Origin of the sequence: Acinetobacter sp. YH01021, from assembly GCF_013420255.1 — a bacterium.
Taxonomy (GTDB): domain Bacteria; phylum Pseudomonadota; class Gammaproteobacteria; order Pseudomonadales; family Moraxellaceae; genus Acinetobacter.
This window is the reverse complement of sequence record NZ_VOYO01000008.1, coordinates 1-23,029: the sequence shown is the minus strand read 5'-3', so window position 1 is coordinate 23,029 and position 23,029 is coordinate 1. Positions and strand designations below refer to the sequence as shown.

Here is a 23,029-nt window from a genome sequence, read left to right as displayed (position 1 = left end):
ACCTATTTAGTGGGTCAAATTGTCCCAATTTTGACCCCAAGAAAGCAAAAATAGGGTCAAACAGCTTAGGACAGGGTCGGACAAACAGGCATAAAAAAAGCCTTTAAACATTGAGTTTAAAGGCTTTTTTAGATTCCGATGGATTACTTCGGAAAGAATTTTGGTGGAGGTGGCGGGAGTTGAACCCGCGTCCGCCAGCACTACGCTCGAGAATACTACATGCTTAGATATCGTCTATTGTTTTAACTCTTTGTGACCCGACGAACAGGGTACAAATCGCGATCCTCTTAATTTAGTACAAAGCCCCGAGGCTTGGCTTTATACGGACTTGTGTGCGTGCGCTTCAGTCGGACTCTCTAACCACAAGTATTCGGAGAGGCGGACAAGCTGCCCTTAGGCAGCTAGAGCGTATGATTCGTCGTTTGCGACTAAAAAATGCAAATTTGATTTACGAGAGAAAATGCGCTCTCGGCATGCATCTATGAGTTTCATCACCAGCGTCGAAGCCAGAAACACCCCCAAAGTACAAGGCAATCATAGCATAAATGTCAAAAATTACGATGTATTTTCTGAACATTTACACAACTTGATGCGCTTAATTACATTATTGCGCTAATATTTTACTTTTCAAGCCAAATAACAGAAAAATTATGAGCTATTTACTGGCACTAGATCAGGGAACTACGTCAAGTCGGGCCATTATTTTTAATGAACATGGACAAGTTCAGGCAACGGCTCAACGTGAAACGCATATCCACACCCCACATTCAGGCTGGGTGGAACAGGATGCACAGGAAATCTGGAGCTCACAGATTGCGGTGGTACAGCAAGCTTTAGCGACTGCAGGTATTCTGGCAAAAGATATTAAAGCCCTTGGCCTGACTAACCAGCGCGAAACGACCGTAGTCTGGGATCGTCGAAACGGCAAACCGCTCGCTCCGGCAATCGTCTGGCAGGACCGTCGTACATCTGACTGGTGTAACCGGCTGATTGAACAAGGCCTGATGTCCAAAATTCAGCAAAAAACCGGCCTACGGATTGATCCTTATTTTAGTGCGGGAAAACTGGTCTGGTTTTTAGAGCATGTCGAGGGGGTACGGGCACTTGCTGAACAGGGCCATGTGGCATTTGGTACGATCGATAGCTGGCTGATCTGGAATCTGACCCAAGGTGCAGAGCACGTCATTGAAGCCAGTAACGCTTCTCGTACCATGTTAATGAATCTGCAGCAACAATCGTGGGATGAAGAGCTACTCGAGCTGTTTAATATCCCGGTTTCGGTCTTACCGAAAATTATCTCTTCTGACTGTTATGTCGCTGACACGGCTTCTGGCTTACTGGGGGCCAATATTCCCATTACCGGAATTTTGGGGGATCAGCAGTCTGCACTCTTTGGCCAGTCCTGTTTTGAGGTGGGCAGTGCTAAAAACACCTATGGTACTGGCTGCTTTATGCTGTTCAATACCGGACATAACATTCAGCTTAGCCAGAACAAGCTGCTTTCTACTCTCGCCTGGCAAGCCCAGGGCCAAACTACATATGCGCTCGAAGGCAGCGTATTTATGGCTGGTGCTGTAGTGCAATGGTTACGCGATGGCCTCGGAATTATTCAAAAAAGCAGTGATGTGGAAAAACTGGCGCATCAGGTCGAGCATAGTGACGGCGTGGTTCTGGTTCCGGCATTTACCGGACTGGGCGCGCCGCATTGGGATAGTGAAGCACGTGCCTTACTCTGTGGCATGTCACGCGGTACGACCAAAGCGCATATCGCTCGTGCCGCATTAGAATCAATCGCCTTTCAGGTATCGGATGTGCTCAGTGCGATGCAATCTGATATTGCACATCCTCTTAAAGAACTGCGGGTTGATGGTGGTGCCAGCAGCAATGACATGCTGATGCAATTTCAGGCCGATATTCTGAATGTACCGGTACTGCGTCCGAAAATGCTGGAAGCTACTGCTTGGGGCGCGGCCGCTATGGCCGGATTGAAAGCTGGCGTATTTTCAAACCTGGATGAAATTTCCCAGTCCTGGCAGCTGGACCGTGCTTTTGAACCCAAAATGCAAAATGACGAAAGAGAAATGCATTTAGCCAAATGGAAAAATGCCTTGAAACGGGCTAAATCTGATCTCTAAATCCTCTAGGTTCATATTTGATCATTATAAAAAAAGCACTGTTAAACAGTGCTTTTTAACTTTCTCAATTCACGATTTCATTAATAGGCATAAGACGCAATCGCTGTTGCAATCGCTTTATCTTCATCATTGACCATGGTCATGCGCATGGTGCAGCCCTTACGCCCCAAACGTAAGGTTTCTGCACGTGCAATAAAATATTTGCCACGTCCAGGCGCCAGATAATCTACCCGCATATCGACCGTCGCCAGACGCGATACTTTTTTAATGGTATCTGCAATCGTTTCCGGTTCAGCTTTTTTATACAGTTCGCCCATGACCACAATACCACCGACACTATCCAGTACAGTTGCAGCCAGACCGCCATGCAGAATCTGGAAAGCCACATTACCAATCATGAAATCCTGCATTTCTACATAGGCCTCAATCTGGCCCTCGACCACCCGCATGGTCATGCCGTTATGCTTAAAAAAAGGAGAGCTATTAAAAGCATGTACCAGCTGGTTCAGGACTACATCAATATCCACTTTCGAGCCCAGATGTATATTACCGGTCCAGTTTCTCTCTGTCTTACTCATCACTTTGCCCGAATTCACCACAATAAAAAACCGCTAATTTATGCCCAAAAATTTGAGTTAGGGCTACAATAGAGGCCTAGTTTAATACTGATTACTGAGATTTTTATGACTTATACGTTCAATCGTCCCGCGTTTCCTGCAACTCGCATGCGTCGTATTCGTAAAAATGAACATTTACGTTCGATGGTTCGTGAAACCCATCTCGCGGCAGATCATCTCATTTATCCAGTATTTGTCCTGCCAGGACAAAACCAGACCCAAGATATTCCAAGTATGCCGAATATCCAGCGCCTGTCAGCGGACTTGTTGTTAAAAAAATCAGAACGTCTGCTGGAACTCGGTGTCAATAAACTGGCGCTATTCCCCGTCACCCCACAAGAAGATAAAAGCCTGACTGCAGAAGCCGCATGGCGTGAAGATGGTCTGGTGCAAAACACCTTACGTTTATTGAAAAAAGAACTGCCAGAAATGGTGCTGATTACTGACGGCGCATTAGACCCGTATACCACGCATGGTCAGGATGGCATTATTGATGAGAACGGTTATGTCTTAAATGATGAAACGGTCGAGTGCCTGATTAAACAGGGCTTGAGCCATGCCGAAGCCGGTGCAGATGTATTTGCTCCAAGTGACATGATGGATGGCCGGATCGGTGCGATTCGTCAGGCCTTTGAGCAAAATGGTCATATCTATACTTCGATCATGGCCTATTCAGCCAAATATGCATCAAGTTTCTATGGCCCGTTCCGTGATGCAGTCGGTTCTGCCAGCAACTTAAAAGGCGGCAATAAATACAATTACCAGATGGATGTCGGTAACCGTGCTGAAGCCCTGCATGAAATTGCGCTGGATATTCAGGAAGGTGCAGACATGGTGATTGTTAAACCGGGCATGCCTTATCTGGATATCGTCCGCGAAGTCAAAGACACTTTTGGCGTACCAACCTTTGTCTATCAGGTCAGTGGCGAATACGCGATGCTGGCTGCGGCAATTCAAAATGGCTGGTTATCTGATAGCGTCATTTTAGAATCATTGATGAGCTGTCGTCGTGCCGGTGCAGATGGTATCTGGACCTATTTTGCTGAAGAAGCTGCGCTTAAACTGAAAGACATGAAGTAAAAGGATTTCGGCGCAATGCATATTGCCATTGTCGGCGCTGGCATCACCGGTTTGATGTCGGCGCTGGAACTGCTTGAACAGGGATGTTCTGTTACCCTTTTTGATCAACAGGCCGCCGGACAGGCTGCATCCTGGGCTGGAGGAGGAATCCTTTCCCCGATGTATCCGTGGCGTTATCCCGCTGCTGTAAATGCTCTGGCTCGACATGCCAAACCCATGTATCAGGACTGGAATCAAAAACTGCAACCTTTCACTGGCATCGATTTCCAGATTCATGAAACAGGTATGCTGATTTTTGATGAATCCGATTTTGAAATCGGTTTAAGTTATGCCAAAACACATCAGGATCCGCAGCAACAGGCAGAATTGCTTGATCAGGCTAAACTGCAACAGATCAATCCAAGAATTAATCAGAGCAAATTCAAGCAGGCGATTTATTTCCCTGAACTGGCGAATATCCGTAATCCACGGTTATTACAGTCGATCATTCACTATTTGAAGCAGCATCCTCGTGTCACCTGGCAAGAAGACTGTAAAATCACTCGGCTCAATATTCAGCAAGGCTGTGTAAAAAGTATCTCAGATGAACATAGCCAGGTTTTTCAGGCAGATCAATATGTGTTCACAACCGGAGCATGGTCGCAACACTGGTCACAGCAACTTGGTTTGGAAATTCCGGTACAGCCGGTTCAGGGCCAGATGCTGCTGTTTAAAACGCCAGAAAACTGGCTGCCGACCATGTGCATGCATAAGGTGATGTACCTGATTCCACGTCAGGATGGACATGTTTTATGTGGTTCCAGTATGCGTCAGGTCGGTTTTGACACCTCGCCTTCTAGCGAAATCCGGCAGGATATTTTACAGGCGTGTATCGAGATGGTACCGGAACTGGCAGATTTTCCGCTGGTCAAGCAATGGGCCGGATTAAGACCCAGCTCACCCGATGGTATTCCCTATATTGGCAAAATTCCCAAGCTACATAATGCCTGGGCCAATTTTGGACATTTCCGGAATGGTTTATGCATGGGGCCGGCATCAGGCAAACTACTCGCTCAACTCATCCTTAAACAAATGCCAATCGTTGATCCAGCTCCTTATGATCCTGTCCGTTTATTAGAGCCCAGTCGTTTAGTGCTTTAGGATATTATCCAGTGCTTCTTTCAGAGTTGGATAATGAAACTGGAATCCAGCCTCCTGCAAGGCTTTGGACTGTACATACTGACCGTTTAAGACCAGTTGTGACTGTTTTCCCAGCATCATTTTCAGACTGCATGCGGGTAGTGGAAGTAAGGGTTTGCGCTTCAGAATCTGGGCCGCAGTTCGTGCAAACTGGGCCTGACTACTTTTTTCTGGCGCGACCACATTAAAGATCTGCTCGGCTGTATCCTCAAGTATCAAGAATTCAATCGCACGCAGCACATCCTCTAGATGCACCCAGGTCACTGGCTGACGTCCATGACCAATCCGCCCAAACAGATTCAGCTTAATCGGCAATAGCATCTGCGGAAGAATCCCACCACCTTTGCCAAACACCACCGCAAAGCGAACAATCTTGGTGTTCTGGTTAGTATAGGACAAGGCCAGCTGCTCCCACTTCGCACAGAGTTCGGACATAAAAATATCTTGTGGCGGACTTTGCTCCGTGCAGACCTGTTCCCAGCGCTCATTGGGGTCAATGCCATAATAGCCAACGGCCGATGTTGAAATAATCCGTTTCGGTCTAATCTGATTTTTTTCTAAATAATCAAATAAATGTCTGGTGGTATCTAAACGGCTATTCAGCAATTTCTTTTTACGCGCTGCCGTCCAGCGGCCTTGACCAATACTTTCGCCAGCCAGATTGACCACATAATCAATCTGATGCTGTTTTAATTCATCCAGCTGGTTAATCCAATGAAAGTCCGGATGTGGTTCACGTTTATTTTTCTGACGGGTCAGACCAACCACCCGATAATCCCGTTCCAGTAAAAAATGCACGAGATGACTGCCAATAAAACCACTCGCTCCCGTCAACAGCACTACAGGTTTATACATTCGTCATTCTTCGCCTTATTATTTTCTTGGTTTAAATTATACGCCACTCATCTTCAGCTTTTTAAACCGAGAAGATCTTTGTAGTGGAGAATTTGTATCTTTCATCATTCAATTAATTTATGAAGATCAGTTGTCACACAATGATTCATCTATACTTACTGAGGTGGATGGCCAAACATTTTCTCTGCCATACGCTGGGCCTGCTTGCCATAAAACCAGTAGGTCAACAGATACAGCGGAATTGCGATCATCAGGAACATGATCAGCACAATACTCATAAACTGTGGCTGCTGTAGATACAGCAGAAAGTCCTGCCAGGCATTCGGATTGGAACGGGTGGCAATGACAATACCGAGCAAGAGAAATAATAAATTATATCCCCAGTAAATCAGGCTAAAACCGAGAGTGAATTTTTTACGCTCTGCCTGGGTCGGCGCACGTTTTTGCTGTTTTAGAAATTTAAAAAGCACCCAAATCATGGCCACCAGATACGGAACAATCGTCAAAACTGCACCCATGCCCATCGGCAGCAAGGCTGCCAGTACACCGCAAATACAGGTAAAAATAAAACATATAACGAAAAACCAGATAAAATAACGACTTAGTGGCAACATATGCATGACTCAGTGATCTTCAACAAGCTAGTATAAAAAAAATCAGGTTTTTTTTTCATTTTATTGTCAACCATCCACTACAGGGTGACGTTATATAGGGTACAAGGTACAAAAATTTGGACTGGCATCCACGAATTTTTGCTGACCTTTAGAGCTAAAGCAATAAGTCCAGTGTACAGGGAAATTTTGAATAGCAGCCAAAATCTTCATGTAACACAAATTTGACCGACGATTTCATCATCACTCGAATCGTCGGTTTTTATTTTTTAAAATCCCTATTTCTAAAATCTGAGGGCTTGCAGAACCTTTAATATCTGATGATCTGGATACAACCGTCCATTAATATCCATACTGATCAAAATAAATTCAGCCTCCAAATCACAAACAATTCACTGAAATATCGATTTCAAGTAGATTTTTACCTGTGCTTTTTCCTATAGTAGCAAGGCAGATATCTTGGGGTTCATTACATGGCAGTTCATTTTCTTCACACTTCCGATTGGCATCTGGGACAATTTTTCCATAACCATGACCGTGAATTTGAACATGCACAGTTTTTGACTTGGCTACTTGAGCAAATTAAAACAAAGCAGCCGCATGCTCTGCTGATTGCCGGCGATATTTTTGATGTGATCAATCCAGCTTCCAGTGCGCAAAGACAACTATACCAGTTTCTGGCCGACGCCCACGACCTGGCGCCACATATGCAGACCCTGATGATTGCAGGCAATCATGATTCCGGTTATCGGATTGAACAGGTTGAACCCTTGCTGGCCAAATTCAATGCCAAAGCTGTGGGAATCGTAGGCCGCACTGCAGAAAATACCCTGAACCTGGATCGTCTACTTATTCCTATTTATGATCGGGATAAAAATATCATCGCCTGGTGTCTGACCCTACCCTATTTACGCAGTGCCGAAATTACCGGACTGAATGAACATACCAGCAATAACCAGAACGCGATCAGTTATCTGCATCAACAACTGATTGCCGAAGCCAGAGCCCGCAAACAGCCACATCAGGCACTAATTTTAATGTCACATGCGCACATGCAAGGTGGCGAAACTTCCGACTCGGAACGGCCAATTATTGTCGGTAATGAAGAAGCGCTCTCGACGGCGCTGTTTGATGAAGTGATTGATTATGTCGCACTCGGTCATCTGCATAAACCACAAAAAGTTGGTCAGCCGCATATCCGTTATAGTGGCTCACCAATTCCGCTGTCATTTAGTGAAATCAACTATCAACATCAGGTGGTTGAGGTCAGAATTGATCCTGAACAAAGCCCGGAACAGCGCTTTCAATACGATGTTCTAAAAGTGCCACGCACCGTCGAGCTGTTCCGGATTCGGGAAAAGCTGGAAGATTTAATTGCTAAACTTCAGGCCTTGCCTGCCGGAGAAATCGAACAACTGTCGGCACGACATTTTCTGGAAATAGAATACACCACCGATGCGCCGCCACCAGTCGATTTACGCCAGCAAATTGAACTGGCTTTACCCGCCAACCGTTACCGCTTGCTGCGCATCAGCCGGATTTATCAGCAACAGGCCGAACATACGCAAGGAGATTCGAAAATTGATCTGGCACCACCGACGCCGGAATCGCTGTTTTTGAATATCTGGAAAAAAATGGGCTATGAACATGATCATTCTGTACAACAGGATTTTCAGCAACTTCTGGTTGAAGCCCAGCACGAACTTGCTCAGAAACAACAAGCCTAGGATCGGCCATGAAAATTTTACGTTTGAGTCTCAACAACCTGGCCTCCCTCACTGGCACCCATCATATTGATTTTGAATCCAGCCCTTTAACACATGCCGGCCTGATTGCAATCACTGGAAAAACCGGAGCCGGTAAATCGACCCTGCTCGATGCCATGTGCCTGGCGCTTTACAATGAAATTCCACGTTTAAAAGGTGCGACAGGCAGCCTGAAAGATGCTGGCGGTCAGGATGTTTCCATCAAGGATTCCAAGAATATTCTGCGCCGTGGCTGCGTGCATGGTTTTGCCGAACTGGAATTTATTGCACTCGACAGCAAACGCTATATGGCACGCTGGGAAATTAAACGGGCACGCCAGAAAGTCGATGGCAATCTAAAAGTAGACCGCTACGTCAAATGTCTGGATGACGACACGACACTGACGCAAAAAATATCGGAAGTCACCCCGCTCATTGAAAAACTGGTGGGCTTAAGTTTTGAGCAGTTTACCCGCGCAGTGTTGCTCGCACAGTCGGAAGTCGGCGCATTTTTAAAAGCCAAAGATAATGAGCGTGCAGATTTACTGGAATATCTCACCAATTCGCAGATTTTCAGTCTAGTTAGTCAGAAAGCCGCAGAGAAATTCAGCGAAGTCAAAAACAAGCGCAACGATCTGGAAAAGCTGATCGGGCATATTGAAATTCTGTCTGAAGAAGACATCAGCGCTTTACAACAGCAGCAGAGCTCTTTGTCTTTACAACTTCAGAATTTGCAGCAATCAGAAAAACTACTGGAAAATGAGAAACAATGGCATCTGGACCGACATAAACTCTATGCAGAAGTCCATGCAAAAAAAGAAGTCTACGAAGTACAGCAGGATGCAGTAAATAAGTCTGCAGGACAGCAACAGCTACTGGAGCAACTAGATGAATTCCAGTCGATCCGGGATCAGTTTGTCAGTCGTACCCGTCTAGCCCCTCAAAAAGAGCAGATTCAGCACCAGCACACCCAATTTACGCTGGAATTTGAAAAACTTAAGCAGAGCTTTGTAGCAGAAGAAGCCAAATTCACCGCCTTACAACAACAGCAACAACAGTTTCAGCAGAACTTCAAAGGCCTGAAACCGCATCTGGAAGCAGGTTTAAGACTGGATCATGCAATTGATACGGTATCAGAGCAGTACAAAAAACTGCATGCAGAGCAAAGCCAGTTTCAAACCCTTCGTCTACAGCCTTTAGAAGAACAACTGCAACAGCAACAACAGACTTTGAATCAACTACAAGCTCGGCAAGAAAAGGTTGCACAGCAATTGGCTGAATCTGGCTTTTTAAATGTGCTCGATCTGGAACCGCAAAGTACCTTGCAACGCATACAAGACTTTATGCGTCAGTATCAGCAACTGCAGCAACAGAATCCGGATAGCCTGAAGCAGCCTTTGCCTGAACTAAAAAAAACCGTTACAGCACTTTCAGGAAATCTGAACCAGTGGATACAACAGCATCATAGTCTGGAACAGCTGGAAGAGCAGCTCAAAACCATTCAGGAAGTGCGTCAGCAACGTCAAGCGGAACAGCGTCAGCTCGACCTGCTGCAACAGCAGGTACAACAAATCGTTCAACAATCACAAGAATTTGAACAACTGCAATCTGCTGTACATAGCCAACAGCAGCAACTGAAAATGCAGCAAGAGGCCGAACAGGGGCGGCATCAGCAGATTCAGGCTGGACAACAGGCCTATGAACACCTAGAACAAATACTAGCCCAGCAACGTTTATTGCATGCGCAAAGTGTGCAGGATCTTCGTGCCCAGTTAAAACCGGATGAGCCATGCATGGTCTGTGGAAGCCCAGCCCATCCTTTTGTCGATGCCGCCCATGAACGTCTGGAACAGAGCCTGAGCCAGTTACAGGAGCAACAGTTACGGCAGGCAAAACAGCAGCTCGATCAGCAACTGCAATCTCAGCAGCAGCAACGCATTGAAATATCCAAAGCACAAACAGTAATTGAGCAACAGCAAGAGCGTTGCCAGGTCCTGCAAAACCAGATTCAACAATCCTCTGCTGACTGTAAATCTCAACTACTTAAACTGGAAGTGGTTACCGAGCAGCACCATGATCTTCCTACATTCATCCAGTTACTGGCGAATCACACTCAAAGTCTGGTCCAGCAGCTAGAACTGTCACAACAGCAGGAACAACAGCTCCAGCAACAATTACACCAATGGCGTCAACAGCAACAGCAATTGCACCAATTACAACTGGCTCTACAGCAACTTCAGCAACTCGACCAGCTGATACATCCAGTTTTAAGCGTACTGCCCGAGCAGTACCAGTCGCAGCCACCTATGCTCTGCTTACCTCAGTTGCAACGACAATTAGACCAGCGCATGCAGCACTTGGCAGTACAAAAGCAGCTGGAATCTGACCTGCATCAACAGCAGCAAATATTGGAAAAGAGCCAGTATCAACTACAATTGGAACAGCAAAATTTTGCTCAATTGGGCCAGTCTGTAGAGCAGTTGATTCAGCAAGGCAAAGACCTGCGTCAACAGCTGGCTGAACTGACCAAAGAGCATGCAGGACAAGTCTACCGTGTCGCTGCAGAATGGCGTGATGCACTGGATCAGCAAGCCAAAACCTTAGAGCAGACTTTAGAACAACAGCGTCAATGCACGGCGCAGGCTGAAAAACAGTGGCATCAAACCCACTTAAAATTGCAAGAATTTATCAGCCAACTTCAGCAGATCGATCGGCAATTGGCTCAATATCAGCAAGATATTCAGGCATGGCAAGCAGCACATCCGCAAGTGACGGCAGCTCAAATTGAACAATGGCTCAGTATTGATCTGAGCAACCATCAACGGATTCGTCAGGATCTGGCCAACCAGAAACAGGCACTCGAAAATGCCAGAACAGCCTGGCAATTACTTGAAGAACAATATCAGGCCCATTTAAAACTACAGCCAGAACATGAATTTGAGGAAATTGAACAAAAACTTGGCATGCTGCATCAGGAAAAAATAATGCAGCAGGAAGTGCTCAATGAAACTGATGCCAAACTGCGTATGAATGCCAATAATCAAAACACCTATGCCAAATATCAGCAGCAAATTGAGCAGATCAAAGCCGAAGAATACCGTTGGGGTCGTATTTACGACCTGATCGGACATAAGGAAGGTACCAAATTCCAGAAAATTGCCCAGGAACATCATCTGGATATTCTGGTGGAATATGCAAATCAGCAGTTGCAACCGTTGGCACCCCGCTATCAGTTACACCGTATTCCGGATAGCCTGAGTCTGGCGATTATTGATCTGGACATGAATAGTGAAGTCCGCCCTGTGCTGTCCCTATCGGGGGGTGAAACCTTCCTGGTTTCATTGGCTTTGGCTTTGGCGATTGCCAATATGGCCTCCGGCTCCATGAAACTGGAATCACTGTTTATTGATGAAGGTTTTGGTACGCTAGATCCTGCTTCGTTACATATGGTGATGAATGCACTGGATCATTTACAAAGTCAGGGTCGTAAAGTTGTATTAATCTCGCATGTGCAGGAAATGCATGAACGTATTCCGGTACAGATTCAGGTCAAACCGGTTGGTGCAGGTGCAAGTACCATTCAGATTATAGGCTAAGGATCATGAACACTGCCCCGAATACGCTCTCGCACTATTTCAGCCTACAGCTTGAGAGCCTACGGGGTATCAGTGCCATTGTGGTGTTATTCAGTCACTGCTTTCAGGCATTTATTGGGCCTTTCGATACCAGCATTTATTCATGGATACGCCTGCTTGGGCAGGCTGCAGTCATGATTTTCTTTGCCTTAAGTGGCTATCTGATCGGCTATTCAATCCAGTACAACATTCATCAGCATGGTCAGTTCAATCTGCACCATTATGCCCGACAGCGTGGCCGCAGAATTTTACCGCCCTTTCTGTTTGCCATAGGGTTGACCCTGGTTTTATATCTGCTTGCTCCACTATTATTTACCAGCCACACGCATGCTTTTCAACACAGTTTTGGCATGATGATCCGGACTGACTATAGTGTAGACATGATGGAATTCATTGGTTCGCTGCTATTTTTGAATGGCTTTGTAACACCAACGGTTTCAGCCAATGCTGCGCTCTGGAGCCTGAGCTATGAAGTGTGGTTTTATGTGCTGGCCGGATTCCTACCTTTTTTAAAAAATTCGGAAACCGCTAAAATCGGATTTTTTATGGTTCTGGCTATACTGTCATTACTGAACATCCAGTTTTTTATTTATTTTCTGGTCTGGCTTAGTGCCTTTGCCTGTTCATTTCGATATATCCAGCTACGTTTTTTAAACCGCTTACAATCAGTCAAATTAGCCCTATTCGGCTTGGCATTTCTAATCGCCTGTTTTGATGCTTACCAGTTTCAGGTGATTGATGAGGCCCAGCAATACCGCGCTGCGAATTTTGCCCCTTTTAATTTCTGTGTGGGTCTGGCCTTTAGCTGTTGGCTGGTACAGCTCCAGCATCGACGCAGTCATTATCATCCGGTCTGGGTTCAATCCGCAGACCTTTCCTATACCTTGTATGTCACCCATTTCCCATTACTTTTATTTATTTTGGGCTGTATTCCGGCAACTTTGGCCTATGGTCTGGGCGGAGCAATTTTAGCTTTGCTTGCCAGCATGTGCAGCTTAATAGTTTTTGCCTGGTTAATGGCCAAATGGCTCGAACCAGCCAGAAAAAAAGCGTTATCCAATACCCTGCGATAACGCTTTGCTGCAAAAAACTGACATTAGTAGTTTATACATCTTTTTTAGGCCGTGCACCAAATAGGGCTGTGCCAACACGAACCATGGTAGAACCCGCAGCAATCGCTTCGGTCATATCCCCAGACATGCCCATACTTAAAGTATCCCAATCTTCAGGGTGTGCATGCTGAACTTTGACTGCATCAAATAAAACTTTGGCATCAGCAAAGGCTTGAGGATTATTCGGTGCAGGAATCACCATCAGGCCACGTAAACGTACATTCGGCAGTTGGCTGATTTGTGCCACCAGTTCTGCGACTTCTTCCGGCTGGCAGCCATCTTTGGTATCCTGGCCATCAATATTCACCTGAATACAGATATTCAGTGCGGACTGATTATCTCCACGCTGATTTGATAAACGCTCGGCAATAATCAGGCGATCGACTCCATGTACCCAGGCAAAATTTTCCGCCAGAGCCTTGGTTTTGTTGCGCTGCACATGACCAATAAAATGCCATTCAATCTCCAGCTCTTTCAGTGCCGTGATTTTTTCCAGTGCTTCCTGCAAATAGTTTTCACCAAAAGCACGTTGCCCTGCCTGATACATCTCTGCCAGCACGCTACTCGGCTGGGTCTTGGAAACGGCAAGCAGTTGCACCGCATCTGCTTCGCGGCCGGCCTGAATACAGGCAGTTTCAATTTGCACTAAAACCTGATTTCGTGACTGTTGCAACATATTCATTGATGGGGTTCTCATTTCATTCATCTTTTTTTCCCTTGCCCATGAACTAAGTGTTGGTTAAGCTGTGGGAAAGCCTTATTATTCTATCAAAATAATTAACATTTTAATGAACTCGGGGACCTTATGGATATCACAGAATTGTTGGCATTTTCTGCTAAAAATGGTGCGTCGGATTTACACTTGTCTGCGGGCTTACCGCCAATGATTCGTGTCGATGGGGAAGTTCGTCGCATCAACCTGCCTGCACTGGAACATAAAGAAGTACACAAACTGGTGTACGATATTATGAACGACAAGCAACGCCGTGATTTTGAAGAAAATCTGGAAACTGACTTTTCTTTTGAAGTGCCTGGCGTGGCGCGTTTCCGTGTCAACGCATTTAACCAGAACCGCGGTGCCGGTGCAGTATTCCGTACCATTCCCTCTAAAGTCCTGACGCTTGAAGATCTGGGCATGGGACAGATTTTTAAGGATATCTGTGAATATCCACGTGGTCTGGTCCTCGTCACAGGTCCTACCGGTTCGGGTAAATCAACTACCTTGGCGGCGATGCTGGACTATATTAATGACAACCGCTATGACCATATTCTGACCGTCGAAGACCCAATCGAATTTGTGCATCAGTCCAAAAAATGTCTGATTAACCAGCGTGAAGTACATCGTGATACCCATGGCTTTAATGAAGCATTACGTTCTGCATTACGTGAAGACCCAGACATTATTCTGGTCGGTGAGATGCGTGACCTTGAAACCATTCGTCTGGCATTAACTGCCGCAGAAACCGGTCACTTAGTATTTGGTACGCTGCATACCACCTCAGCGGCCAAAACCATTGACCGTGTGATCGACGTATTCCCTGCCGAAGAAAAAGACATGGTACGCGCCATGTTATCTGAATCCCTACAAGCCGTAGTTTCACAGGCTCTACTGAAGAAAAATGGCGGTGGGCGTGTCGCAGCGCATGAAATAATGATCGGTATTCCGGCGATCCGTAACCTGATCCGTGAAAACAAAGTCGCACAAATGTACTCAGCAATTCAGACCGGTGCCAACTATGGCATGACCACGCTGGATCAGACACTAAAAACGCTAGTGTCCAAAGGTTTGATCAGCCCGCAAGTTGCACGTACTGCAGCCAAACAGCCAGAAGCATTTTTATAAAAAAATTGAATTGTATTAGGGTTTATATACATGGATTTTAACGGCTTACTCGATTATATGGTGGAGAAAAAAGCATCGGATCTGTTCATTACTGCCGATGTCGAACCGTCCATCAAGATTAATGGTCAGATTTTACCAATTGGCTCGGTAAAATTACCCGGTGCGGCAGTAGGACAACTACTCCATTCCATCATGACCGAAAAGCAGCGTAAAGAATTTGCTGACAGTCGTGAATGTAACTTTGCCATCAGCACGCCGGATAAAAGTGCCCGCTTCCGTGTCAGTGCCTTTCAGCAACGTGATCAACCGGGGATGGTGCTGCGTCGGATTGAAACCGTCATTCCGACCATGGATGAACTCAAGTTACCGCCAATTTTAAAAGAACTGGCGATGACCAAACGTGGCATCATTATTTTTGTCGGAGCAACCGGTACCGGTAAATCAACCTCGCTGGCGTCTTTGGTCGGTTATCGTAATGAAAATTCCAAAGGTCATATCATTACAATTGAAGATCCAATCGAATTTATTCACCAGCATAAGGGCTGTATTATCACCCAGCGTGAAGTCGGCATCGATACTGATTCATTTGAAATTGCCCTGAAAAATACCCTGCGTCAGGCACCAGACGTGATTCTGATCGGTGAGATCCGTTCACGTGAAACCATGGATTATGCGATTGCCTTTGCCGAAACCGGTCATCTGGTCTTTGCTACCCTGCACGCCAACAACGCCAACCAAGCGATTGACCGGATTATCCATTTCTTCGAAGCAGACCGACATAATCAGCTGTTCATGGACTTGTCCCTGAACATGAAAGCCATTGTGGCACAGCAACTGATTCCAACCATCGATGGTAATGGTCGCCGTGCAGCGATTGAGATTCTGATTAACTCACCACTGATTGCCGACTTGATTCGTAAAGGTGATGTGCATGAGATCAAGGATCTGATGAAGCGTTCCCGTGAACTGGGCATGCAGACCTTCGATCAGGCGCTGTATGATCTGTATAAAGCCAAACAGATCAGCTATAAAGATGCACTGAAACATGCAGATTCACCAAACGACCTGCGTCTGCAAATCAAGCTGTCAGAAGAAGGTGGTAGTCACTTATTACGTGCGCATTCCAACATTACCTTTGATGGTCAGTCCTGATCATCTTGAAGGCATAAAAAAACAGGCTTCCCATGAAGCCTGTTTTTTGTTTGAACCAGCGCTCAAATTATTTTTTACGGAAAACTTCCTGACAGGCAGGCGCATCGCAGTAGCCATACAGATTCAGTGAGTGACCGGTTAATTCAAAACCAAATTTCTCGGCAACGTCATGCTGCTCTTTTTCAATCGTATCATTAATAAATTCAACAACTTTGCTGCAATTTAAACATACCAGGTGATCGTGGTGATCTTCCTGCATAATTTCAAAAACTGAATGATTATTTTCAAAATTATGACGTTCGATGATGCCCGCTGCTTCAAACTGCGTTAACACACGATACACAGTTGCTAAACCTACATCTTCGCCCTGATCGAGTAAAGTCTTGTAAATATCTTCCGCACTTAAATGATGTTGTCTTGAATTTTCTAGTAATTCTAATATTTTAATTCGTGGAAGGGTAACTTTCAGCCCAGCTTTTCGTAAATCTTGGTTTGAAATAGTCATGTAAAAAGGTCTCTCAACAAAATCAAAGTTGGAATATGCAACAAAGTTTAGATGCAGTATGATCTATCCTTGGATCAAATGCATCATAATTAATTTGGGATAGTTTAGCAAAATGCAAAAAATCATGTTGACGTTATTCGTCACTTCATTGCTCGTCGGCTGTTCGACATTAGGTGTTTATAAAGTAGATATTCCACAAGGAACCCCTTTAACCCAAGCACAAGCCGCTAAAATTCAGGTGGGAATGAGCCATCAACAGGTGCGTTTCTTACTGGGCAGTCCAACAGTAAGCGATCCACTGAATCCTTTACGTTGGGACTACATCTATAACTATACCCCAGGAACCTACGCTAAAAAAGCCAAGATCCCGGCAGCCCAGGGCCAGCATTTGAAAATCTACTTTAACCAGTCTGGTATCGTGGAACGTGTTGAAGGTCTGGAGACGATTCCGGAATCTCAACCCGGCTTACCAGGATCAAAAGAAGCAATTTTAAATGCTCCTCCACTATAGTCGGTTTCTCATGAAAAAGCCCCTGAATCATCAGGGGCTTTTTTGATTAAGCTGATTGATTGAGCAGATCATTGAGACTACTGCTCATTCGAACCGCTTTCTATTCGGAAGACGGTTTCAGCTTTCTTAAAAGATTGCCTCTGGCATAACGTCCTACCGGATTTTTTTCGGCACGTTTACGCCGGATATCCTTAGGATTGATGGCCAGTGCTCGGTAAATTTCCACCCGATCCCCTGCTGCCAGTGGCTGCTGATGATCTTGCAAACGCACGCCAAAAATGCCCAGAGATAACAGTTCAGGCAATTCGACCTGCTCACGGATTCTACTTTGCTCAATCGCATCCAGTGCCGTCATGCCGGGCTGAAATGGCAGGGCTAGATGAAATTGTTTTTCTGGCGTCGCATACGCCACCCAGATCATCGCCTCACTCATCAGACGAATTGTCCCAAGACAGCGACTATCGCCAGAATAATCCCGACCGGTAACACTACACGTACTGCAATACGCCAAATGTTATAAAACGCTTCAGAGCTGAAATTCATTGATTTACGCAAATGACTGATCTTCATGATCCAGCCGGCAAATAATGCATAGATCAAACAAATCAATAAGCCCCAGACGAGCAAGACCACATTGAAAATTGGGCTTAGATTTGGAATAGCCCAGATCAGCGTAACCGCCGCCACAATCGCCCATTGAATCGCAGGATGAAGCTGGCGTTGCTGTAATTGTTCACGTGCCATTTGCAGCATTAATGCGGCAGCTACCACCATCGCTGCGACCAAAGTAAATGCAGGGATTTGCGCTTGTACAGCAAAGAAGGCAAATGCAATGACAGCAACGAGCTGCGCAATCCAGATCGGCAATACCGTCTTGCTGGCCACATCCTGTTGTTGTACAGCGCTCAGGCTAGACTGCCAGTACAAGCCCATGCCCAGACCACTTGCGACCAAAGCCAATACAGTGGCATTGCCCCATTCCGAGAACTCAACTGGCGTGACTTGCCATGCAGGTAGCGCAGTTCCCATCACATTGGCCAGAACCAGAGACGCCAGCACACCAATCATTGTAACAGCTAATAAAATTTGACGCGGCAGCAGTGACAAGACCAGCGCAGCAATTGCCAATCCGATCAACAAAAGGTTCGGTGCAAGATCAAGTGCAACAACCGCCAGAACATTGCTGGCATTGTTCAACATAGCACCTGCCAAAAACGGAATAAAAATCACACTTAACCAGCCGACAATACGCCATTTCTGTGACGCATCCGCTTCACGGGTCAGCGTCGAAAGCGCCTGTAATGGCGTTGTTTTAGAGCGCTTGGCCAAAGCAATTTCCAAGTAGCAGACTGGAAGTGCCAGAATCAGCATGGAGGCCAACCAGAGCATCCAGAAATCCATCTGACGATCAATCTGTATACCGGTTATCGGTGCGAGCGTCGCGATGATAATAAACGATAAACAGAAAGCCATCAGCGGCGATAACCATTTTGACATAGCATTGTCCTGCATGATGCATTCCTATAAAAATCTAGCGCTATTTTGCCTTGTGGAGCGGTGAAAATCAAAAACAAAAAGCAAACCACCATGACAGTGATTTGCTGCGCAAAAATTATAATTAGATTTTAATTTTTGTTATCTCGTTACGTCTTTTATTATGAAAAGAAACGAGCCAACCAGTTTTTACCTGTTTTCTTTTCTTTTTCCTTGATGATCCCCATCATATTTTCTTTCACGGCACCGACATAATCGGCGTCATCATGCTGAATATGGTTAATCAGCCATTTCGATAATACTTCGTGCAGCTCTGATTCAATGGACTGTCCCAGTTCAAAACGGTCACGATAAGACTCGATTTTTTTAATAAACAGGTCATGCACACGTTTATGCGGCACCCGATATTTATAGCCGGCTTCTTCCTGAAGAGATTCCTCAAAGGTGAAATGCGACTGGGTATAATCAATAATATTGTCGAGAATCTGTTTAATACGGGCACGCTCGGTATTGGCATCAATTCCATCAATTTCGTTGATATAATCGAGAATTCGTTTGTGCTGATCGTCAATCACATCGATACCAGTATTATAATCTGGAACCCATTTCATTTTCATTACGACCACCTATAAATATTAAGGACTTATAACGTGAAAATGAGCATATAGCGTATTGATTCAAATAAAAATGAAGCAAATTAGTCGGCTTTCCGCCTAAATCCGGCTTTTTCATTTTAAGTTTCTGTTATATATAATTAAAAATAATTTATCCTGAGTAAAAGGCTAAGATATTAATTAACCAAAATCCGCAATAAACCTTTATTTATTCTTAGATTTTTTCTTATTTTTTAAATATAAAAAAACGGAGTTTAAACTCCGTCTTTAATCGCATTTCAATATTGATCAGCTCGCGTGACGCGTTTTAAGGAAGGATCAAGACGTTCACGTTCCAGACGTTCAACATGCGTCAACTGAGAACGTACTTTCGCCCCATGCTGAAACAGGATCATTTCACCGGGCTGGAAGGCAGTCCATTCTTCATTCTGGGTCAATGGTTCAGTGGTAATCACTGCGACGCGATCTTCAGGGGTCGTGACCTGACTAAAGTCCACTTCGACATCAATATCAATCAGCTGAGCCGGTCTAAACGGGTATTCACGTACCAGCCAGTGGAGTTTAGTAATCGCATAGCTAAACAGCGCCTGACCATTCGACAGGCAGAAATTAAAGGTGCCATGCTCCGCGATTGCAGGTGAAATTTCAGCTAGAAGATCGAAAACCTGATCCAGTTTCGGCTCATGATAGCCAAAGCGTTTCACCAGTTGATCCAGCAGGTAACAGAAGGCACGCTCACTGTCGGTATTTCCGACTGGGGTAAAGCGCCCTGACAGTTCAGGAAAATAATCATATAAATCGCCATTATGGGCAAAAATCCATTGCCGCCCCCAAAGTTCACGGCTAAAAGGATGCGAGTTTTCCAGATTAATTTTGCCTTGAGTGGCTTTACGGATATGGGCAATCACATTACGTGATTTGATCGGATAATTACGCACCAGCTCGGCAATCGGCGACTCAACCGCAGACTGGTTATCAACAAACAGACGGCAGGCTTTATCTTCAAAGAAAGCAATCCCGAAACCATCCGCATGATCAGAGGTAATGCCCGCCCGCTGGGAAAATCCGCGGAAGGAAAAAGTAATATCCGTCGGGGTGGCACAATTCATTCCGAGCAGTTGGCACATGGTCTGGTTTCAGCTCTCTATTTACTTAGAAGCTTATTGTGCATGACTGTTCCTGTCATTTCAAATATCTGGGTTTGATAAATCCAAATAAAAAAGAGCCTCTATTGAGACTCTTTTTGGCAAAAAATGGATTAAGAACGATGTGGATTGGCACGATTGGTAATGAGGGTTCCAACACCATGATCGGTAAAAATTTCTAGTAAGCTGGCATGTGGTACACGACCATCCACGATATGCGCACTCACGACACCGCCTTTTACTGCATCCAGGGCACAACCCACTTTCGGAATCATGCCACCATAAATCACGCCGGTTTCAATTAAACGATCGACTTCTTGAGTGGTCAAACCAGTCAACAGGTTTTTATTTTCATCCAGCACACCTGTGATATTGGTGAGCAAAATCAGTTTTTCTGCACCTAAGGCTTCAGCGACTTTACCAGCGACCAGATCGGCATTGATATTATAGGTATTGCCTTCTTCATCGACACCTAACGGGGCAATGACTGGAATAAAGTCACTATTGGTGAACATTTCCAGAACATCGGTTTTTACGCCAACGACTTCACCGACCAGACCCAGATCAATTTGCTGAACCGAACCATCTTCAGCCACTTTTTCCATCAACAGTTTTTGTGCACGGATCAGGTTACCATCTTTACCGGTAAGACCAATCGCACGGCCACCATGCTGGTTGATCAGGTTCACGATAGATTTGTTAACGCTACCGCCAAGTACCATCTCGACCACTTCCATGGTCGCAGGATCAGTCACGCGCATGCCGTCAATACGATCTGATTCACGGCCCAGCTGTTTCAGCATGGAATCGACTTGCGGACCACCGCCATGTACCACGATCGGATTAATGCCGACTGTTTTTAATAATACGATATCACGTGCAAATGAACTTTCCAGCTCAGGATCGGTCATCGCATTACCGCCGTATTTTACCACCAGGGTTTTACCCGCAAAGCGTTGAATATACGGCAAAGCTTCTGTCAAAATCTGTGCTTTGTCGATGCCTGTTTGTTGATTTGGCATTCGCCTCTCCTTATTGAGCATCTAAAATGTCTTGAGCGATCTCTGGATAACGGTCACGCAACATGGCTACAAACAGATGACGAATTTCATTCAGACCTTGGGCATTATTGGCATCAAAGCGCACCGTGAAATACTCACCTGTATTGGATGCTCGAATGATGCCAAAACCATCCTCAAAATCAAGACGTATCCCATCAATTTTACTGATTTGCGCATGAATTCTTGCGGATTGCTGTTCAACGAAGTTTAAAAGCTCAACTGGACGTACTTGACGCGTTGAAATATAAAGATCTTCAGTACCATACCGTTTTGGATAAGCTGCCAAGGCCTGCGCGAGAGTTTGCCCCGTTTGGTCTAAATATTCCATGACTCTGAGCGCTGCATAGAGTCCATCATCATAGCCCCAACCGCGACCATCATTAAAGACATAATGTCCGGCATATTCCCCACCAAAAATCGCCTGATGCTGAGACTGGTTCAGATAGGTTCTGAGAAATGAACTGCCGGTACGAATCATCACCGGTTCCCCGCCCAGACGTTGCACTGTATCGTGAACCAGAGTTGAACATTTCACATCATAAACAAATTGGCGTGGTGCTGAATCGCTTAGGCAAATTTCAGCAAACAGGCACAATAACTGATCGGCTGTAATAATCTGACCATGTTCATCAATCAGAACCAAGCGATCGCCATCACCGTCCAAGGCAATACCGAGATCAGCCTGCTGTTGCATGACGGTTTGACGTAAAGTCTCAAGATGTTTGTCTTGCGAAGGATCCGGCGCATGATCCGGAAAATGTCCATTCGCCTCACAACGTAAAGCAATCACTTCACAGCCCATTTTTCTGAGTACCAAGTCAGCACAACGTCCGGCTGAGCCATGCAGACCATCCAGAATCACTTTAAATGAGCGCTTTAATTGAATATCTTCTAATATTCCCTGCTGATACTGCAGGCAAAACTCTGGAATAATCTGATGCGGCAGTTCAGCTAAAGTAATTAGCTGGCTATCGCAATGTGACTTTGCCAGTTGGGCCACCTGTTGAATCATCTCAGGACAAGGTGGTTCACCATCAATAATCCATTTAATACCATTATCTTCTTTAGGATTATGACTGGCAGTGACCATAATGCCATTGCCATCAAACTGGCGTGCGGTGAAATATAGCATTGGGCTGGAACAACAACCTACAATAGTGGCTTCCAGCGAATAATCTTTAAAAATACGGGCAATCGTGTCGGCAAAAGCCGGACTACTGATGCGTGCATCATAACCAATGGCGACACGTGTCTGTCCCGCAGCCTGATACTGCTGGGCTAAACCGTGGGCAATTGCATCAATAATCCCGGCACCTAAGAGACTGACTTTACCGCGTATGTCATAGGCACGAAAGATATGCATGGGGAATGGATGATTCATAGATCCCATAAAAATGTCTTTTCACTATTCATTAAAATAAGGAGATTTAAAATGATGATTTCATCATAATGACTTTAAACATTTGTTTTTGTTTTAAGACCCGCTATTTTTAAACGATTTCAATGTAACAATCAATTATAAAAATATAATCTACAACTTTAGAATTATAGGATTCTTGTAATTAAACAATGATTATTTAATTATATTTATTTTGAGTTTCATCTGATTAGGGTGTGTTGACACTTTTAGCTTAAAAAAATAGCGAAGTAGTAAAATCAAATCGCCAAACCCAATTTTACTATTCGCTATGCCTCGTACCATGCTGACAGATCAACACTGGCAAAAGTTGAAAGT

20 protein-coding genes and 1 other RNA gene are annotated in these 23,029 nt (G+C 45.1%); 9 read left to right on the top strand and 12 right to left on the bottom strand.

Annotation, left to right across the window (positions count from 1 at the left end; all coding sequences use genetic code 11):
* Positions 1-161 precede the first annotated feature (161 nt).
* Positions 162-520, bottom strand: a transfer-messenger RNA (tmRNA) gene (gene ssrA, locus FTT86_RS07870).
* Positions 521-650: 130 nt separating this feature from the next.
* Between ssrA and glpK the strand changes: the two genes are divergently transcribed.
* Complete coding sequence (gene glpK / locus FTT86_RS07865) at positions 651-2,135, top strand: glycerol kinase GlpK (RefSeq protein ID WP_005107691.1); 1,485 nt, start codon at positions 651-653, stop codon at positions 2,133-2,135.
* An 80-nt stretch (positions 2,136-2,215) separates the two neighbouring features.
* Here the strand turns inward: glpK and FTT86_RS07860 are convergent, their stop codons facing one another.
* Positions 2,216-2,713 carry a thioesterase family protein gene (locus FTT86_RS07860; RefSeq protein WP_180180944.1) on the bottom strand — a complete coding sequence of 166 codons (498 nt, stop codon included), beginning with the start codon at positions 2,711-2,713 and terminating at the stop codon, positions 2,216-2,218.
* Positions 2,714-2,818: 105 nt separating this feature from the next.
* Here FTT86_RS07860 and hemB point away from each other — a divergent pair, with 105 nt between their 5' ends.
* Positions 2,819-3,832, top strand: a complete 1,014-nt coding sequence (gene hemB / locus FTT86_RS07855) for a porphobilinogen synthase (protein WP_004646145.1) — start codon at positions 2,819-2,821, stop codon at positions 3,830-3,832.
* Positions 3,833-3,847: 15 nt separating this feature from the next.
* Positions 3,848-4,972 (top strand): glycine oxidase ThiO, encoded by a 1,125-nt coding sequence (gene thiO, locus FTT86_RS07850; protein WP_004730549.1) that lies wholly within the window; start codon positions 3,848-3,850, stop codon positions 4,970-4,972.
* Here the strand turns inward: thiO and FTT86_RS07845 are convergent.
* Both FTT86_RS07845 and FTT86_RS07840 read right to left on the bottom strand, forming a co-directional pair.
* Positions 4,961-5,866, bottom strand: coding sequence for a TIGR01777 family oxidoreductase (locus tag FTT86_RS07845; RefSeq protein ID WP_180180943.1), 906 nt, complete (start codon positions 5,864-5,866; stop codon positions 4,961-4,963). The two genes, thiO and FTT86_RS07845, sit on opposite strands and share 12 nt — an antisense overlap.
* 155 nt (positions 5,867-6,021) lie before the next feature.
* Entirely contained in the window at positions 6,022-6,480 is a 459-nt protein-coding gene (locus FTT86_RS07840) for an ABZJ_00895 family protein (RefSeq protein ID WP_005107697.1), read from the bottom strand.
* Positions 6,481-6,950: 470 nt separating this feature from the next.
* On the opposite strand from FTT86_RS07840, the gene FTT86_RS07835 reads away from it, so the two are divergent.
* Genes FTT86_RS07835 through FTT86_RS07825 form a run of 3 tightly spaced genes read left to right on the top strand, consistent with a single transcriptional unit; the run spans position 6,951 to position 12,930 of the window.
* Positions 6,951-8,204 (top strand): exonuclease SbcCD subunit D C-terminal domain-containing protein, encoded by a 1,254-nt coding sequence (locus FTT86_RS07835; RefSeq protein ID WP_005104783.1) that lies wholly within the window; start codon positions 6,951-6,953, stop codon positions 8,202-8,204.
* An 8-nt stretch (positions 8,205-8,212) separates the two neighbouring features.
* Complete coding sequence (locus tag FTT86_RS07830; protein ID WP_180180942.1) at positions 8,213-11,818, top strand: AAA family ATPase; 3,606 nt, start codon at positions 8,213-8,215, stop codon at positions 11,816-11,818.
* A 5-nt stretch (positions 11,819-11,823) separates the two neighbouring features.
* Positions 11,824-12,930, top strand: a complete 1,107-nt coding sequence (locus tag FTT86_RS07825; protein ID WP_180087560.1) for an acyltransferase — start codon at positions 11,824-11,826, stop codon at positions 12,928-12,930.
* Positions 12,931-12,961: 31 nt separating this feature from the next.
* Here FTT86_RS07825 and FTT86_RS07820 read toward each other — a convergent pair whose 3' ends face one another.
* Positions 12,962-13,651 carry a YggS family pyridoxal phosphate-dependent enzyme gene (locus FTT86_RS07820; RefSeq protein WP_164543220.1) on the bottom strand — a complete coding sequence of 230 codons (690 nt, stop codon included), beginning with the start codon at positions 13,649-13,651 and terminating at the stop codon, positions 12,962-12,964.
* A gap of 123 nt (positions 13,652-13,774) precedes the next feature.
* Here FTT86_RS07820 and FTT86_RS07815 point away from each other — a divergent pair, with 123 nt between their 5' ends.
* Entirely contained in the window at positions 13,775-14,812 is a 1,038-nt protein-coding gene (locus FTT86_RS07815) for a type IV pilus twitching motility protein PilT (protein WP_004279279.1), read from the top strand.
* Positions 14,813-14,842: 30 nt separating this feature from the next.
* Positions 14,843-15,964, top strand: a complete 1,122-nt coding sequence (locus tag FTT86_RS07810) for a PilT/PilU family type 4a pilus ATPase (protein ID WP_004279277.1) — start codon at positions 14,843-14,845, stop codon at positions 15,962-15,964.
* A 67-nt stretch (positions 15,965-16,031) separates the two neighbouring features.
* On the opposite strand, the gene fur is transcribed toward FTT86_RS07810, so the two are convergent.
* The gene (gene fur / locus FTT86_RS07805) at positions 16,032-16,469 is read right to left on the bottom strand and encodes a ferric iron uptake transcriptional regulator (RefSeq protein WP_005096051.1); all 438 of its coding nucleotides are present in this window, start codon (positions 16,467-16,469) and stop codon (positions 16,032-16,034) included.
* 112 nt (positions 16,470-16,581) lie between these two features.
* On the opposite strand from fur, the gene FTT86_RS07800 reads away from it, so the two are divergent.
* Positions 16,582-16,980, top strand: coding sequence for an outer membrane protein assembly factor BamE (locus FTT86_RS07800; RefSeq protein ID WP_004279275.1), 399 nt, complete (start codon positions 16,582-16,584; stop codon positions 16,978-16,980).
* Positions 16,981-17,080: 100 nt separating this feature from the next.
* Here the strand turns inward: FTT86_RS07800 and FTT86_RS07795 are convergent, their stop codons facing one another.
* The 6 genes from FTT86_RS07795 to FTT86_RS07770 form a co-directional block, all read right to left on the bottom strand.
* Positions 17,081-17,413 carry an RnfH family protein gene (locus tag FTT86_RS07795; RefSeq protein WP_164543216.1) on the bottom strand — a complete coding sequence of 111 codons (333 nt, stop codon included), beginning with the start codon at positions 17,411-17,413 and terminating at the stop codon, positions 17,081-17,083.
* Positions 17,413-18,492 (bottom strand): hypothetical protein, encoded by a 1,080-nt coding sequence (locus FTT86_RS07790; RefSeq protein ID WP_164543217.1) that lies wholly within the window; start codon positions 18,490-18,492, stop codon positions 17,413-17,415. The genes FTT86_RS07795 and FTT86_RS07790 overlap by 1 nt, the downstream gene beginning before the upstream one ends.
* Positions 18,493-18,635: 143 nt before the next feature.
* Positions 18,636-19,091 (bottom strand): bacteriohemerythrin, encoded by a 456-nt coding sequence (locus tag FTT86_RS07785; protein ID WP_164543218.1) that lies wholly within the window; start codon positions 19,089-19,091, stop codon positions 18,636-18,638.
* Between the two features lie 275 nt (positions 19,092-19,366).
* On the bottom strand, positions 19,367-20,215 hold the full coding sequence (locus FTT86_RS07780; RefSeq protein ID WP_004646129.1) for a class II glutamine amidotransferase: 849 nt from the start codon (positions 20,213-20,215) through the stop codon (positions 19,367-19,369).
* Positions 20,216-20,346: 131 nt separating this feature from the next.
* Positions 20,347-21,255, bottom strand: coding sequence for an acetylglutamate kinase (argB, locus tag FTT86_RS07775; RefSeq protein ID WP_005104791.1), 909 nt, complete (start codon positions 21,253-21,255; stop codon positions 20,347-20,349).
* Between the two features lie 10 nt (positions 21,256-21,265).
* Positions 21,266-22,684, bottom strand: coding sequence for a phosphomannomutase/phosphoglucomutase (locus FTT86_RS07770; protein ID WP_164543219.1), 1,419 nt, complete (start codon positions 22,682-22,684; stop codon positions 21,266-21,268).
* Positions 22,685-23,029 lie beyond the last annotated feature (345 nt).